This window comes from Tsukamurella sp. DT100 (assembly GCF_049844855.1).
In the GTDB taxonomy this organism is placed as follows: domain Bacteria; phylum Actinomycetota; class Actinomycetes; order Mycobacteriales; family Mycobacteriaceae; genus Tsukamurella.
Genome location: NZ_JBNCLV010000001.1, coordinates 386118 through 401073 on the forward strand (window position 1 = coordinate 386118; position 14956 = coordinate 401073).

Consider the following 14956-nt stretch of genomic DNA (forward strand, 5'->3'; position numbering starts at 1 on the left):
ATGCGAGCACAGATTCTAAGCGCCCGCGAGGACAATCCACATCGCGATGTAATGACACAGCGCCGCGACGACGGTGGCGGCGTGGAAGAACTCATGGTGCCCGAAGACGCCGGGCCACGGATTCGGCCAGCGGGTGGCGTAGAGGACCGCTCCCCCGCTGTAGAGCACGCCGCCGACGGCGAGCAGGATCGACGCGGTCCAGCCGGCGCCGCGCACCAGGTCGCCGGCGACGGCGACGACCACCCAGCCGAGCGCGATGTACAGCGGCACGCCCACCCAGCGCGGCGCGTGCGGCCACAGCAGCTTGAGCGCGACGCCGGCGAGAGCACCGCCCCAGACCACGGCGAGCACCCACCGGGCGACGCCGGAGGGCAGGGCGAGGACGGCGATCGGCGTGTAGCTGCCGGCGATGAAGACGAAGATCATGCAGTGGTCGGCGCGCTTCATCCAGATGCGCTGCGCATCGGTCCACTTCCCGCGGTGGTAGGCGGCACTGACCCCGAACACACCGATCACCGTGATCGCGTACACGAGCAGCGCGAGGCCGGCGGCCGGACTCTCCCGGAAGCCCGCGATCACGAGCGGGATCCCCAGGACGGCGGCGCCGAGCGCCCCGAACTGGTGGATCACGCCTCGCAGGCGCGGCTTGACCTCGGGCACACCTGCGATCGTCATAAACCTACGATACCGTAGGTTACTCGCGGGTAATCGATACTGTGACCTACAGCGCAGCGAGGATCTCGGCGGCCACGTCGGCGCCGTACGCCTCGGTCAGCCGCTCACGGGCGTCCTCGACGTCGTAGTCCCACGCCTGCGGCCCCACGGTCTCGAGCACCTTCACCGCGACGTACGAGCCGAGCTGGCCGGCGCGCTCGTAGCTCAGGCCCGCGTCGAGGCCCACCAGGAAGCCCGCACGGAAGGCGTCGCCGACGCCCGTCGGGTCGACGCGGCCGCGATCGGGCACCACGTCGACGTGAATGCGCTCCACGACGGCGCCGTCCGCGCCGTTGACGACGATCTCGGCGCCCTTCTCGGCGAGCGTGGTCACGCGGACCTCGACCATCGCGGTGAGCCGCTCCGCGCTCACGCCGGTCTTCTGCTGGAGCAGGCCCCACTCGTACTCGTTCGTGAACAGGAACTTGGCGCCCTCGACCAGGTCGCGGGCCTCCTCGCCGTTCAGGCGGGCGAGCTGCTGCGACGGATCCGCCGCGAAGGGGATGCCCGCCTCGCGGCACTGCGCGCTGTGCAGGGTCATGGCCGCGGGATCGTTCGCACCGATCACCACGAGGTCGAGCTCGCCGACGGTGGCGGCCACGTCGGCGATCGCGATCTCCCGCGACTCGGCCATCGCGCCCGAGTAGAAGGAGGCGATCTGCGCCATCTCCGAGTCGGTGGTGCACTGGAAGCGCGCGGTGTGCGCGGTCTGCGAGACCCGGACCGCGCGGGTGTCGACGCCCGCGTCCTCGAGCCAGGCGCGGTAGCCCTCGTCGAAATCGGCGCCCACGGCGCCGACGAGTACGGGCCGCCGGCCGAGCCGGGCCATGCCGAAGCTGATGTTCGCGCCGACGCCGCCGCGTTGCAGCACGAGCTCCTCCACCAGGAAGCTCAACGAGACGTGGGCGAGGTGTTCGGCGAGCAACTGCTCGGAGAACTTCCCCTCGAAACGCATCAGATGATCGGTGGCGATGGAACCGGAAACGGCGATCGACACGACGAAACCCTCCCGTGGTCGGCGACGGACGAATCCAGTCAGCCTAACCGCGAGAGGGTTCCGGACGCCTCGCGGGCGTCAGTCGTGCGTCAGTTGAACGAGTCGCCGCAGGCGCACGAGCCGGTGGCGTTCGGGTTATCGATGGTGAAACCCTGCTTCTCGATCGAGTCGACGAAGTCGATCTTCGCGCCGATCAGGAACGGCACGCTCATCCGGTCGACGGACAGCTTGACGCCGCCGAACTCGGACATCACGTCACCGTCGAGCGACCGGTCGTCGAAGTACAGCTGGTACCGCAGGCCCGCGCATCCGCCGGGCTGCACCTCGATGCGCAGCGCCAGGTCGTCACGACCCTCCTGGTCCAGCAGCGCCTTCGCCTTCGAGGCAGCGGCCTCGGTCAGCACCACACCGGTGGTTTCGGTCTCAGCAGTAGTCATAGGTTCTCCTCACAGACGCACGTCGGTGTCTGGTTCAACGGTACTCCCCCGCCCCGCATTCCCGGGAGTCACCATCACCCGCGTCGTCGCGCACCCGGTGGGATCGAATAGGCTGGACGACGTGAAACTCCCCTGGCAGAAGGCCGACGATTCGACCTCCGAGGCGGCGGAGTCCGCGGCAGCCGACACCGTCGACGAGACCGCTGCGGATCCGCTCGCCAAGCCCGCGCCGACGGCGGGCAAGGGCCGCCCCACGCCCAGCCGCCGCGAGGCGCAGGGCCGCAAGCGCGGCCCCGTCGCTCCCGCGCCGATGACGCGGGCCGAGGCCCGGGCGCGGAAGAAGGAGCTGCGCAACTCCATGAGCAAGGAGGAGCGCAAGGCCGCCGCGGCGGATCGTCGCACGCAGGCCAACGAGCGCCGCGAGCTCATGATGCAGGGCGACGAGCGGTACCTGCCGGTCCGAGACAAGGGCCCCGTCAAGGCCTACGTGCGCGATCTGGTCGACGCCAAGCGCCACATCTCCACCATGTTCATCCCGTTCGCGGTCGCGGTGATGGTCTTCATGTTCGTCACCGTCAACCGGCCGGAGCTCGCGGGCATCCCGATGCTCATCCTGCTGGTCATGGTCGCGGTCATGGCGATCGAGGGCATCCTCACCGGCCGCCGCGTCAACAACCGCGTCCGCGAGCGCTGGCCGGACACCACCGAGACGGGTTTCCGCCTCGGCTGGTACGCCTTCATGCGCTCCACGCAGCTGCGACGCATGCGCATCCCGCGGCCGCAGGTCAAGCCGGGCGACGCGGTCTAGCCCGTGGCGCTCACCCTCGTTCTCGGCGGGGTCCGCTCGGGCAAGTCCGCGCGCGCCGAGCAGCTGATCGCCGGGTCCGGCGCCCTCGTCCGGTACGTCGCCACGGCGCCGCGGCCCGACGGTGACCCCGACCTCGCCGCGCGCGTCGCCGCGCACCGCGAGCGACGCCCGTCGTCCTGGTCCACCGTCGAGACGCAGGACCTCCGCACGGTTCTGTCCGAGGGTTCCGCCCCGACGCTGATCGACGACCTGGGCGGCTGGCTCGCCGCGCGCCTCGACGCGGCGGGCTGGGAGACCCCCGAGAACGTCCAGCCCGATCTCGACGGCCTCGTCGCCGCCGCGGCGGCCTACGCGGGCGAGCTGGTGATCGTCAGCCCCGAGGTGGGCCTGTCCCTCGTCGCGGAGACGCACGCCGGCCGCGTCTTCCAGGACCTGTTGGGCGCGCTCAACGGCCGGCTCGCAGCGATCGCCGACCGGGCCGAGCTCGTCGTCGCCGGGATTCCCGTGCTGCTCGACGGTGCGCCCGCGCTCGCCCCCTCCGCGGCGCCGGCCGCGAGCCTGGTCAAGCCCGTGCCGGAGGTGCCGCCCGCACCGCCGATCGTGCTCCCGCCGTTCGAGCCGGGCGCCGACCCGCTGGCCTTCCCGCAGCTCTCCCCGCCGGATCCGTTCGTCGGCCGCGAGGCCCGCGACCGCCAGCTGGAGCTGACCAAGCCCGCGGGCTCGCTGGGCCGCCTCGAGCAGCTCGGCGAGTGGATCGCCGCGTGCCAGGGCGTGTGCCCGCCGAAGCAGTTCGAGCGCGCGCGCATCGTCGTCTTCGCCGGCGATCACGGGGTGGCGGCGGGCGGCGTCTCGGCGTACCCGCCGGAGGTCACGGCGCAGATGGTGGCGAATTTCGCCGCCGACGGCGCCGCGATCAACGTCCTCGCCGCGCAGGCTGGCGCGACGGTCCGCGTCGAGGACATCGCCGTCGCCGGCGACACCCGCGAGGACCTGAGCCGCAACAAGATCCGCCGCTCGTCGGGCGACATCGCCGTGACCGACGCGCTCACCGACGAGGAGACGATCGCCGCGATCGCCGCGGGCCGCCGGATCGCCGACGAGGAGATCGACTCCGGCGCGGACCTGCTCATCGCCGGCGACATGGGCATCGGCAACACGACGCCCGCCGCGGTGCTGGTCGGCGCGCTCACCGACACCGAGCCCGTTCTCGTCGTGGGCCGCGGTACCGGCATCGACGACAACGCCTGGATGCGCAAGGCCGCCGCGATCCGCGACGGCATGTACCGCGCGCGCCCGCACGTCGGCAACCCGAAGGCGCTGCTGCGCACCGTCGCCGGGGCCGACCTGGCCGCGATGGCCGGCTTCCTGGCGCAGGCCGCGGTGCGGCGCACGCCGGTGATCCTCGACGGCGTCGTGGTCACGGCCGCCGCGCTGGTCGCGAACGACCTCGCCCCCGGCGCGGTGAGCTGGTGGGTCGCCGGGCACAAGAGCCCCGAGCCCGCGCACGCCCTCGCGCTGCACCGCCTGGACCTCGAGCCCCTGCTCGACCTCGGGCTGCGGCTCGGCGAGGGCAGCGGCGCGGCGCTCGCGCTGCCCCTGGTGCGCTCGGCCGTGGCCGTCCTCGGCGAGATGGCCACGTTCGAATCCGCCGGGGTGTCGCAGGTGTGAAGCACCTGCTCGCGACGATCGCCTGGATGACGGTGCTGCCCGTGCCCGGCTCGCTGCAGCCGAGCCCTGTCACGCGGTCCGACGGTGCCCGCATCATCGCCCTCGTGCCCCTCGCCGGCGCGCTCGTGGGCGCGGTCGTGGCCGCGGTCGCCTGGGTCGCCCACGCCGCGGGCCTGCCGACGGTGCTCGTCGGCGCCCTGGCCGTCGGCGCCGGGGCGCTCCTGACGCGCGGCATGCACCTCGACGGCTTCGCGGACTGCGTCGACGGTCTCGGCAGTTACGGATCGCCGGAGCGGGCGCGGGAGATCATGCGGCAGGGCACCGTCGGGCCGTTCGGCGCCGCCGCGCTGGCGCTGCTGCTGATCGCGGGGTCCGCCGCCGTGGGCGGGCTCGCGGACCGCGGGGCGTGGCTCGCGATCGGCATCGCCGTGGGCGCCGCCCGGGTGGCCGCGGTGCTCGGTTGTCGGCGCGGGTGGTCACCGTCGAACCCCGACGGTTTCGGGGCCCTGACGGCCGGCACCCAAGGCCTTGCGACGCAGGGATTCTGGGCCGTGGCCGCGCTGGCCGCAGCCGTCCCGGCGGTGCCCGGACGCCCGTGGCAGGGCCCGCTCGCCGTCGCGGTGGGGCTGCTCGTCGCGGCCCTCGCGATGCGGCACTGCGTGCGCCGGTTCGGCGGGATGAGCGGCGACGTCCTGGGTTTCGGCATCGAGCTCGCGACGGTGGGCGCCCTGGTGGGGCTGAATGTGACGGAGGGATGGATGTGATCGACCCGAGATTGCGGGAGCTGGGACCGAGCGCGTCGGCGGACGAGCTGGAAGCGGCGTTCTTCCGCAGCGTGGTGTACGTGCCCCTGCGCGGTCTGAACAAGCGCGGCGCGGGCCCACGGGATTTCGTCACGCGGTCGGTGGCGAAGGTTCCGCACGTCCGCGTCTTCCTCGACGAGGCGCAGCTGAGGTCCACCGCACGGGTGGGTTCGTGGTTCGAGCGCATGACCGGTCGCGAGTTCCTCACGCTCGCACCTCCCGGGCAGGGCATCGAGCTCACGATCGGCGACCGGGTCTCGCGTGCAGCCGCGGGGACGGTCGACGACGTCCGAGCTTCGGCGGCCGAACGGATCCGGCAGTCCCGCACGCGGTTCACGTCTCCGGTGCCCCGGGGCCTGTCGCCGATGGAGTTCAGGGACTTCCAGGATTCGATCTTCGCGATGCTCGCGGTGTTCACCTCGACGTTCCGCGCGGCGCATCCGACCGCCGAGCAGGCGTCGATCGTGTTGCGCTTCGCCGGCACGGCGGCGCAGGGGCGGGTGACCTTCGTCGACCAGGAAGGCGTTGCGCGCGTCGAGCCGGTCGCGGATGACGCACTGGCCTCGGCCGCCCGGCTCCGCACCGGCACGGCGGCCGATTCGGTGGGCGCGTGGTTCTCGTTGTACTCGGAGTTCGACCCGCGCCAGTCGGGAGGGACCTTCGTCTACCCCCGGTTCAACTGGGACCACGAACCGCACTGGGCCCCGGAGATTCCCGCGGTCCACTACGCCGACGAGCTGCGGCAGCACCCGCGCGACCTGCGGTTCGTTCCCGACTGGCTGCTGCTGCGCTCCGAGGAGGCGACCCGATGACCGATCACGGCGACATGATGGAATACCGCCACCAGGCACGGGATTCGAGCTACGAGGAATTCGTGCGGAAGGTCGACGTTGCCCGTGTCGTACGCCTCCAGCACGACCTGGATCTCGCCCCGGAGAACGGGTGGACCAACGTCCTGCACGGGGCGCTCCGGAACGACTCGATCGAAGCCCGGGTCCGGATCGCCGAGGCGCTGCTCAACGCCGGGTGGAAGGTCGGCCGGATCGACCTCGCGATCATGTTCGAACACCACGTTCACGATGCGGAGCTGGAATTGCCGTTGCTGGCCCGCCTGCTGGACGGGGGCAGCGATCCGCTGGCTGTCGTGAAGGGTGGCGACCGAGCGATCCAGCTGCTCGGCATGGGCCGCGGGGGCCCCTTCGGAAGTGAACGGGATCCGCTCCGCGACCTCCTGTTCGATCGCCCCGGGATGGACTTCACCCGACGGACCACCGACGGCTCGACGATCCTGCGCAAGCACCTGCGCGGCCGCCCGTACACGATGGACTCACTCACCCGGGTCCTGGACTACATGGAGCGGTTCGGCCCCGCCGCACCGAGACTCGGCGAGGACCCGCGGGACAACTTCCCGGTCTGAGCCGAGCGGCCCGGGGGGGTCGCACGCAACCGGGCCGCAAGCGCCCGCCAAGCACGGTGAGCGAGGCTCACGACATGACCTATGACGACGCCGGGTGGCACTCCGACACCATCGCCGAGCTGGGCCTGCCCGAGGAGGCGGCGGGTACGCACATCGGCATGTTCTACGCGTGGGCCCGCGCCCGCGGCCTGGCGAGCGGCACGCACCTGGAGCACGGCGTCGACGGCGAGGTGCCCGACGAGTCCCTTCCGCTGCTCGACGAGCGCACCCTCACGCCCGGCGCGTACCTGGACCAGTACCTCGACGGCCAGCTCGACCCGAGCTTCTTCACCACCGAGGGCTGCGCGTTCGTCGAGGCGGAGTACGACGCCTACCTTGAGGCCTACGAGCGGATCCCCGCGGTCGCGTCGGCCGCCAGCATGTACGCCGCTCCGGACACGTGGCTGCTCTACAACGCGGTCGAGCCGGTGCTCGACGAGCTCTACGCGCACTGGAAAGGCCGGCGCTGATTCGTCGGGACCCGCCGACCGGGGACTCGACAACGCGTGTAGTCAGGAGTAGACACAGTGGTGTGACGACAGTGGACACTCCCAGGCCCATCCCCGCGCGCCACCCCGCGCGTCCGCGGCGGGTGCCGCCGGGTATCCGCATGGTGAGCGCGGCGCTCCGCCTCCCCGAGCCCACCGACGCCGAGTTCCGGCGGTTCGGCGAGCTGCTCACCGTCGGGGACGCGCCGATGGACGAGCTCGTCGAGTGGATCTACGAGGACCGCGAGACGCGCAAGCCGATGTTCGACCGCGCCCTGAACGAGGGCATCGCGTCCGTCCCGGAGGCGCCCGGCATGCTGCGGGCGTTCTTCGAGGACCTGGAGACCGCCCCGGAGTGGGTCGACTGGGACAAGATCCTCCTCGGCGGCCAGCTCATGCGCAGCGGCGGCGCGGACGGCTTCTCGATCGCGCGCGACGTCGCCCTGATGGGCGGGTACCTCTTCTCGGGCTTCAACCAGACCCTGCTGCGCACGGGCGCGCTGGAGAAGGGCTCGAACAAGCGGTTCGCGGAGACCTCGCAGTGGGCGCTCGATGTGATCGTGCCGGACGGCCTGCGCCCGGGCGGGCCGGGCTACCGGTCGACCCTCCATGTCCGTTTCATCCACTCGATGGTGCGCCGGCACGTCATGGCCCTGCCGGACTGGGATTACGAGACCTACGGCCTGCCGATCAACCAGACCGACATGGCGGCGACGCTCGTCGGTGCGCTCATCGCGCCCGTCGCGACCGGGATCGGCATCGGCCTGCTGGCGAATCCGCGCGAGTACGAGGCGTCCGCACACCTGACGCGGTACGTCGGCCGGCTGATGGGCGTGCACGACGACTTCCTGCCGCACAGTTTCCGCGACAGCCTGCGGATCCTGTTCCAAACCTCGCGGGCGCTGTCGACCCCCGACGAGACCAGCAAGGCGCTCGCGCAGCCGATGGCCGACGACCCGATGCTGTGGCGGTACGGCAACCTCACGGGGCTGCGGCGCCGGATCGCCCGCTCGCAACACCTGTCGATCGCGACCGCCTACCTGGGGCGGGGCGCGATGAAGGAGCTCGGCGTCCCGTCGACCCTCCCCTGGTACCCGGCCCTCCGGATTCCGTACCACCTGATCGAATCGGTGTTCACCCAGCTCCCCGGCGGTCGCGAACGCGCCGCCCGCCGCGGCGACGTGGGCCAGGCGAAGTTCATGCGCACGCTGAACGAAGAGGCCGCCGTCGGCCACTCGGCGCAGCACGTCACCGCCTAGCCGACACCCTTCGCCGACGGAGTACCTGAATGCGGGCGGCCCCGCACCGATGTCCGGTGCGGGGCCGCCTGCGTCGGGGTGTGCGTCAGCTCAGGCTGGTCATCCAGCCGTGGGCGTCGGGGACCGTGCCGCGCTGGATGCCGGTAAGGGTCTCGCGCAGCGCCATCGTGATCTCGCCGGGCTGCCCGTCGCCGATGGTGAAGTCCTCGGACGCACCCTTGACGCGTCCGACGGGCGTGATGACGGCGGCGGTGCCGCAGGCGAAGACCTCGGTGATGGCGCCGGAGGCGACGCCCTCCTTGAGCTCATCGACGGTGATGCGACGCTCCTCGGTCTCGAAGCCGGCGTCGCGGGCGAGCTGGAGCAGCGAGCTGCGGGTCACGCCGGGGAGCAGCGAACCGGACAGCTCCGGCGTGACGATCCGGGCCGAGGAGCCGGAGCCGAGGACGAAGAACAGGTTCATGCCACCCATCTCCTCGATCGCCTCGTGCTCGATGGCGTCGAGCCACACGACCTGGTCGCAGCCCTGCTGCGCGGCCTGCGCCTGCGCGACGAGCGACGCGGCGTAGTTGCCGCCGCACTTGGCGAAGCCGGTGCCGCCGGGCGCGGCGCGCACGTACTCGCGCGAGAGCCACACGGAGACGGGCTTCACGCCGCCCGCGAAGTAGGCGCCGGCGGGCGAGGCGATCACCAGGAAGCGGTAGCTGTTGGACGGCTTGACGCCGAGGGTCTCCTCGTCGGCGAAGATGAACGGCCGGAAGTACAGGGCCTCCTCGCCGCCGGCCGCGGGCACCCACTCGCCGTCGATGGCGACGAGCTGCTTGAGCGACTCCACGAAGACGTCCTCGGGCAGCGGCGGGATCGCGAGCCGCTCGGCGGAGCGCTGGAAGCGCGCGGCGTTGGCCTCGGGCCGGAACGTGGCGACGGAACCGTCGGGCTGGCGGTAGGCCTTGAGGCCCTCGAAGATCTCCTGCGCGTAGTGCAGCACCGACGCCGACGGCTCCATCGGGATGGGGCCGTAGGGCAGCACCTCGGGGGCGTGCCAGCCCTCGGCCTCACTCCACCGGAGCGAGATCATGTGGTCGGTGAAGTACCTGCCGAATCCCGGGTTCGCCAGGATCTCGGAGCGCTCAGCCGCAGAGCGGGGGTGGTCGTTGCGGGTGAGGGCGAAGGCCGTGCCAGTTGTCATGGGACAAGATTCTACGACCCGCGCGCGCGGGCGCGGGCCGTACCAATCAGTAGGAACCCCGAGTATTTTTCCGGGGCCTCCGCAGGACTACTTGGTGTTCGCCTCGACGAACGGCGGGAGGACCACCTCGCACTCGATCGCGCGGCCGCGCACGTCCACGCTCACCGGCGTCCCCTTCTCGACGCCCGCCGCGGAATCGATGAGCGCCAGGGCGATTCCGGTCTTCAGGCTGGGACTGAAGGTGCCCGACGTGGTGGTGCCGATCGGCGCACCGTCGGCGGAGAGCACCGTGAGGTCGGCGCGCAGCACGCCCTTGCCGGTCGCGCGGAGGCCCCACAGCTTGCGGGCCGGGCCCGCCTCCTTCTCGGCCAGGAGGGCCTCGCGGCCGACGAACTCGGGCTTCTTCCACCCGACGGCCCAGCCCGCCCGGGCCTGGACCGGGGTGATGTCGACGGTGAGCTCGTGGCCGTGCAGCGGGTAGCCCATCTCGGTGCGCAGGGTGTCCCGAGCGCCGAGGCCGGCGGGCTGGCCGCCGCGCGAGGTGATCTCCGGGAGCAGCGCGCGGAAGACCGTCTCGGCATCGCCCCACGCGGGGATCAGCTCGTAGCCGTGCTCGCCGGTGTAGCCGGTGCGGCAGACGCGCACGGGGGTGCCGTTCAGCGACGCGTCCTCGTAGGCCATGTACTCCATCTCGGTGGGCAGCCCGACGGCCTGCAGGACCTCCGCCGACTTCGGGCCCTGCACGGCGAGCACGGCGTAGTCGCGGTGCTGGTCGGTCACGGTGATGCCCTCGGGGGCACGCTCGCGCAGGTGCGCGACCACCGCGGCCGTATTGGCGGCGTTGGGCACGAGGAAGAGCTCGTCGTCGGAGACGTAGTAGACGATGAGGTCGTCGATCACGCCGCCGGTTTCGTTGGTGCACAGGGTGTACTGCGCCTTGCCGGGGTGGATCTTGCCGAGGTCGGCGGTGAGCACGCGGTTGACGAAGTCCTTGGAGCCGGGCCCGGCGACGGTGGCCTTGCCGAGGTGGCTGACGTCGAAGATGCCCACGGCCTCGCGGACCGCGGTGTGCTCACCGACGGTGCCCGCGTACTTGACGGGCATCGACCAGCCGCCGAAGGGCGCGAACGCCGCCCCCAGCTCGACGTGCACGGCGTTCAGGGGGCCCTCGATCAGCGTCTCACTCATGCCCGGCACTCTAGTCGAGGGCCGCGCTGCCGGACCGGCCCAACAGGCGCATGCCCTGGTAGATGACGATCGCGGCGACGGAGCCGAGCGCGATGCCGGTGAACGTGACGTCGCCGACGGACCAGGTGAAGTCGGCGATGCCGATGATGAGCGGGACCGCCGCGGTGAGCTGGTTGATGGGCTTGCTGAAATCGACGCGCGCCTCGACCCAGATCCGCACGCCGAGGATGCCGACGAGGCCGTACAGCGCCGTCGTGATGCCGCCGAGCACGCCGGGCGGGATCGACGCGATCACGGCGCCGACCTTCGGCGACATGCCGAGCAGGATCGCGGCGACGCCGGCCACCCAGTACGCGGCCGTCGAGTAGACGCGGGTCGCGGCCATGACGCCGATGTTCTCCGCGTAGGTCGTGGTGGCGGAGCCGCCGCCCGCGCCGGCGAGCATCGTCGCGAGGCCGTCCGAGGCCAGCGCCCGGCCCATCACCGGGTCGTAGTCCTCCCCCGTCATCTGCGCGACGGACCGCACGTGCCCGACGTTCTCGGCCACGAGCACGAGGACCACTGGCAGGAACATCGGCAGCACGGCCCAGGAGAACGACGGGGCGTGGAACTCCGGGAAGCCGACCCACGACGCCGCGGACACCTTAGAGAAGTCGACCTCGCCGCGGAACCACGCGACCGCGTAGCCGATGAGCACCGAGGTGAAGATCGCAAGGCGACCGAGCATGCCCTTGAAGAGGGCGAGGGAGAGGATGAGGCAGACCAGCGTGATCGTGGCCGTCACGGCGGCCTTCTCGTAGTTCGCCTTCGCCGCGGGCGCCAGGTTGAGGCCGATGAGCGCGACTATCGCGCCCGTCACGACGGGCGGCATCAGCTTCTCGATCCACGCGGTGCCCACGAGGTGCACCACGCCGCCCACGAGGATCAACAGCGCACCCACGGCGACGATGCCGCCCAGCGCGCTCCCCATCCCCTGCGAGGCCGTCGCCGCCGTGATCGGCGAGATCACCGCGAAGCTCGACCCCAGGTAGCTGGGCAGCCGGTTGCCGGTGATGAGCAGGAACAGCAGGGTGCCCACGCCCGAGAACAGCAGCGTCGTCGCGGGCGGGAAGCCGGTGAGCACCGGCACCAGGAACGTGGAGCCGAACATCGCCACCACGTGCTGCACGCCGATGCCCAACGTCTTGGGCCAGCTCAGCCGTTCACCGGGCCCCACCACGCCCGCACCGTCAGTGGTCGGCGTCCAGCCGAATGTCTTCATGGCGGGAAATCATGCACGAGTCAGCGGCCGAGCACAGCGTCCAGGTGGTCGTTGGCGAACACGCGGTCCGGGTCGAGCTCGTCGCGCACGGCCAGGAACTCGTCGAACCGGGGGTACGCGCCGCGAAAGAACTCGGCGGTGCGGGTGTGCATCTTGCCCCAGTGCGGGCGGCCGCCGTGCTCGATCATGATCCGCTCGACCTCGGCGAAGTAGTCGCTGGGCTTGTCCCGGATGTAGCGGTGCGCGGCGATGTACCCGGACTGCCGGCCCGAGGCCGTCGAGAGCATCAGGTCGTCGTCGGCGGCGACCCGGACCTCGATCGGGAAGGTGAGGTTCCAGTCGTGCTTCTCGGTCGCCGCCTTGAGCGCGGCGAACGCCGGCATCGTGTTCTCCAGCGGCACCGCCCATTCCGTCTCGCGGAAGCGCACGGAACGATCGGTCGTGAGCACGTTCGTGGAGTAGTCGATCTCGGTGTGCTCGGAGAGCATCGACGTGGCGAGCGAGACCAGCCGGGGCGTGAGCGACGGGACCGCGCGCCCCACCTCGCACACGGCCATCAGCGCGCCGGTGCCGACCACCTTGTCGTCGACGAACCGCCGCACCGTCCCGATCGGCTTGCGCTTGTGGTCGCCCGGGCGGCGGCGCTGCGATTTGGTGAGCGTGCCGTCGGAACCGGGGAACCAGAAGAACTCGAAGTGGTCCACGCCGCGCACCCGCTCGACGAAGCCGTCCACCGTCTCCGCCAGCGACATCGGCGCCTCGGTGGCCTCGAGCACGAACCGGTCCACGCACTGCAGCGTGACCTCGACCAGGATCCCCAACGCGCCGAGCCCGAGCGCGACGGCCTGCAGCCGCGGGTCGTGCTCGCCGACGGTGACCACCTCCCCGGTCCCGGAGACGAGGGTCGCACCGACCACCTGGGTGGCGATGCCGCCGAAGCCCAGGCCTGTGCCGTGCGTGCCGGTCGAGATCGCCCCGGCGACGGTCTGCCGGTCGATGTCCCCCAGGTTCGCCATGGCCAGGCCGTAGGGCTCGAGCAGCGCGGGCACGTCGTACAACCGGGTACCGGCCCGCAGCGTCACCCGCTTGGCGTCCACGTCGACGGTGATGAGCCCGCCCTGGTGGTCGGGCGCCAGCGCCACGTCGCGCGGGGCGGAGATCGCGGTGAACGAGTGCCCCGCGCCGAGCGCCTTGACGGTGCCACCGCGCTCGCGGGCGCGCTCGACGGTGCGCACCACGTCCTCGATCTTCGCGGGCCGCGAGACGTACGACGGGAACGCGGAGGCGGTGCGCCCCCAGTTGCGCCACTCGCCCACGTTGCCGGTCAGCTGATCCAGGCTCGGGATCCACTTGTTCACAGGAAGCACTTCCCTTCGCCGCGGTAGGTCGGGACCGTGGCGTGCACGGCGCCGTCGGAGACGATCACCAGGTCGTCGGCGTGCTCGGCCGGCTCCCCGGCCTTGGTGTGCCGGAACCAGACCCGGTCGCCGAGGGATATCCGCTCGGCGCGCTCGCCGGTCAACGGCGTCTGCACCTCGCCCGCGCCCTCGCGGCCCGTCAGTTTCAGCCCCTCGGGCCACACCGGCCGCGGCAGCCGGTCGGCGCCCGCTGCACCGGAGGCGATCCAGCCGCCGCCGTGGCAGGTCACCGTGTCCGGCGCGGGGCGGCGCACCACCGCCAGGCCGAAGCCCATCGCCGGCGCCGGACGGAAGTGGGAGTAGCCGTCGAAGAGGTGCGGCCCGTACAGGCCGCTGCCGGCGGCGATGTCGGTGACGTTGGGGTCCTCGGCGTTGCGCTCCAGGGAGCCGGTGCCGCCGCCGTTGACGAACTCGAGGTCGGCGATCCGGCGCAGGTCCGTGAGGATCTCCCGGCGGCGCGTCACCAGCTCGTCCCAGGACGCGCGTTGCATGGTCCGCAGCAGCGTGCCTGCACCGGGCCGGCGGATGCTGAGGTCGCCGACTCCGGCGATCTGGGCGTCGTAGGTCATCACGCCGACGAGCCGGAATCCCTTGCGGCCCGCCACCGTCGCCGCGAGGACCGAGGCCTCGCCGCGGGTGCGGATCGGGGAGCGGCGCGCGCCGATCGCGCCCAGCGCGGGGGCGTGGTACGACGCGTCGACGTCGATGCAGACCCGCAGCTCGGGGCGGCGGCTCGGCGGCACCGCGGCGTCGATGAGGTCCAGCTGCTCGGCGTCGTCGATCATCAGGGTCACGCGCATCGCGGCGGCCGGATCGGCGGCCAGCGCGGCGATGGCGGCGAGGTCCGCGCTCGGATAGGCGACCACCACGTCGGTACACCCCGGCCGGTCGGCGCCGTCGTGGTCGACCCCGTCGGCCGCGAGCCAGTGCGCCTCCGCCACGTCGTAGGCGAGCACGCCCGCGTAGCCGGGCACGCGCAGCAGCGCGTCGAGCACGGGCCGGGAGCGGATCGACTTCGAGGCGACGCGGATCGGCTTGCCGGCCGCGCGCCGCAGCATGTCGGCCACGTTGTAGCGCAAGGCATCGAGGTCCGCGGCGAGGATCGGCGCGTCGAGTCCGTGCGTGGCGGCGTCGATGGTGGCCCAGTACGCGGCCGGGTCGATCTCCCAGTCCCGGTCGAGGGACGACGGTGCCGCCGCCAGGTCCAGTGCGCCCGCTCCGGTCGTGGTCTCGCCCGTGCCGTTTCCCGTCATGAGCACCGATCGTACGG

At 71.9% G+C, this 14956-nt stretch carries 15 protein-coding genes; 7 read left to right on the forward strand and 8 right to left on the reverse strand.

Translation table 11 applies throughout. From position 1 onward, the window contains the following. Positions 1 to 15 precede the first annotated feature (15 nt). The 3 genes from trhA to ACLQ3K_RS01860 all read right to left on the reverse strand — a co-directional run bounded on the left by trhA (position 16) and on the right by ACLQ3K_RS01860 (position 2148). Positions 16 to 675, reverse strand: coding sequence for a PAQR family membrane homeostasis protein TrhA (gene trhA, locus ACLQ3K_RS01850; protein ID WP_336671406.1), 660 nt, complete (start codon positions 673 to 675; stop codon positions 16 to 18). A gap of 46 nt (positions 676 to 721) precedes the next feature. Further along, positions 722 to 1711 carry a carbohydrate kinase family protein gene (locus ACLQ3K_RS01855; RefSeq protein WP_336671407.1) on the reverse strand — a complete coding sequence of 330 codons (990 nt, stop codon included), beginning with the start codon at positions 1709 to 1711 and terminating at the stop codon, positions 722 to 724. 89 nt (positions 1712 to 1800) lie between these two features. After that, positions 1801 to 2148, reverse strand: coding sequence for an iron-sulfur cluster assembly accessory protein (locus tag ACLQ3K_RS01860; protein ID WP_336671408.1), 348 nt, complete (start codon positions 2146 to 2148; stop codon positions 1801 to 1803). 121 nt (positions 2149 to 2269) lie between these two features. Here ACLQ3K_RS01860 and ACLQ3K_RS01865 point away from each other — a divergent pair, with 121 nt between their 5' ends. The 7 genes from ACLQ3K_RS01865 to ACLQ3K_RS01895 all read left to right on the forward strand — a co-directional run bounded on the left by ACLQ3K_RS01865 (position 2270) and on the right by ACLQ3K_RS01895 (position 8630). Continuing rightward, positions 2270 to 2956 carry a DUF3043 domain-containing protein gene (locus ACLQ3K_RS01865; RefSeq protein WP_336671409.1) on the forward strand — a complete coding sequence of 229 codons (687 nt, stop codon included), beginning with the start codon at positions 2270 to 2272 and terminating at the stop codon, positions 2954 to 2956. A gap of 3 nt (positions 2957 to 2959) precedes the next feature. Further along, entirely contained in the window at positions 2960 to 4624 is a 1665-nt protein-coding gene (gene cobT, locus ACLQ3K_RS01870) for a nicotinate-nucleotide--dimethylbenzimidazole phosphoribosyltransferase (RefSeq protein ID WP_425996543.1), read from the forward strand. After that, the gene (locus ACLQ3K_RS01875) at positions 4621 to 5388 is read left to right on the forward strand and encodes an adenosylcobinamide-GDP ribazoletransferase (protein ID WP_425996545.1); all 768 of its coding nucleotides are present in this window, start codon (positions 4621 to 4623) and stop codon (positions 5386 to 5388) included. The genes cobT and ACLQ3K_RS01875 overlap by 4 nt, the downstream gene beginning before the upstream one ends. Continuing rightward, positions 5385 to 6239, forward strand: a complete 855-nt coding sequence (locus ACLQ3K_RS01880; protein ID WP_425996547.1) for a hypothetical protein — start codon at positions 5385 to 5387, stop codon at positions 6237 to 6239. Before ACLQ3K_RS01875 ends, ACLQ3K_RS01880 begins: the two co-directional genes overlap by 4 nt. After that, entirely contained in the window at positions 6236 to 6844 is a 609-nt protein-coding gene (locus ACLQ3K_RS01885; RefSeq protein WP_425996549.1) for a hypothetical protein, read from the forward strand. Before ACLQ3K_RS01880 ends, ACLQ3K_RS01885 begins: the two co-directional genes overlap by 4 nt. Before the next feature lie 74 nt (positions 6845 to 6918). After that, positions 6919 to 7353, forward strand: coding sequence for a hypothetical protein (locus ACLQ3K_RS01890; protein WP_425996551.1), 435 nt, complete (start codon positions 6919 to 6921; stop codon positions 7351 to 7353). Between the two features lie 62 nt (positions 7354 to 7415). Continuing rightward, entirely contained in the window at positions 7416 to 8630 is a 1215-nt protein-coding gene (locus tag ACLQ3K_RS01895) for an oxygenase MpaB family protein (RefSeq protein ID WP_425996553.1), read from the forward strand. A gap of 85 nt (positions 8631 to 8715) precedes the next feature. On the opposite strand, the gene ACLQ3K_RS01900 is transcribed toward ACLQ3K_RS01895, so the two are convergent. From ACLQ3K_RS01900 to ACLQ3K_RS01920, 5 genes are all read right to left on the reverse strand, one after another. Beyond that, positions 8716 to 9819 (reverse strand): branched-chain amino acid aminotransferase, encoded by a 1104-nt coding sequence (locus ACLQ3K_RS01900; protein WP_425996555.1) that lies wholly within the window; start codon positions 9817 to 9819, stop codon positions 8716 to 8718. A gap of 87 nt (positions 9820 to 9906) precedes the next feature. Further along, positions 9907 to 11007 carry a glycine cleavage system aminomethyltransferase GcvT gene (gcvT, locus tag ACLQ3K_RS01905; protein ID WP_425996557.1) on the reverse strand — a complete coding sequence of 367 codons (1101 nt, stop codon included), beginning with the start codon at positions 11005 to 11007 and terminating at the stop codon, positions 9907 to 9909. A gap of 10 nt (positions 11008 to 11017) precedes the next feature. Next, a complete protein-coding gene (locus ACLQ3K_RS01910) occupies positions 11018 to 12268 on the reverse strand; it encodes a uracil-xanthine permease family protein (RefSeq protein WP_425996559.1) in 1251 nt (416 codons plus the stop codon). A gap of 20 nt (positions 12269 to 12288) precedes the next feature. Then, positions 12289 to 13626 (reverse strand): D-arabinono-1,4-lactone oxidase, encoded by a 1338-nt coding sequence (locus ACLQ3K_RS01915; protein WP_425996561.1) that lies wholly within the window; start codon positions 13624 to 13626, stop codon positions 12289 to 12291. Next, positions 13623 to 14939, reverse strand: coding sequence for an alanine racemase (locus ACLQ3K_RS01920; protein WP_336671419.1), 1317 nt, complete (start codon positions 14937 to 14939; stop codon positions 13623 to 13625). The genes ACLQ3K_RS01915 and ACLQ3K_RS01920 overlap by 4 nt, the downstream gene beginning before the upstream one ends. Positions 14940 to 14956: the final 17 nt, after the last annotated feature.

Excerpts from the sequence above, each read along its gene's own strand:
- trhA (WP_336671406.1), bottom strand. The coding sequence starts at position 675 with ATGACGATCGCAGGTGTGCCCGAGGTCAAGCCGCGCCTGCGAGGCGTG.
- ACLQ3K_RS01860 (WP_336671408.1), bottom strand. The coding sequence starts at position 2,148 with ATGACTACTGCTGAGACCGAAACCACCGGTGTGGTGCTGACCGAGGCC.
- ACLQ3K_RS01885 (WP_425996549.1), top strand. The coding sequence starts at position 6,236 with ATGACCGATCACGGCGACATGATGGAATACCGCCACCAGGCACGGGAT.
- ACLQ3K_RS01890 (WP_425996551.1), top strand. The coding sequence starts at position 6,919 with ATGACCTATGACGACGCCGGGTGGCACTCCGACACCATCGCCGAGCTG.
- ACLQ3K_RS01900 (WP_425996555.1), bottom strand. The coding sequence starts at position 9,819 with ATGACAACTGGCACGGCCTTCGCCCTCACCCGCAACGACCACCCCCGC.
- gcvT (WP_425996557.1), bottom strand. The coding sequence starts at position 11,007 with ATGAGTGAGACGCTGATCGAGGGCCCCCTGAACGCCGTGCACGTCGAG.
- ACLQ3K_RS01910 (WP_425996559.1), bottom strand. The coding sequence starts at position 12,268 with ATGAAGACATTCGGCTGGACGCCGACCACTGACGGTGCGGGCGTGGTG.
- ACLQ3K_RS01920 (WP_336671419.1), bottom strand. The coding sequence starts at position 14,939 with ATGACGGGAAACGGCACGGGCGAGACCACGACCGGAGCGGGCGCACTG.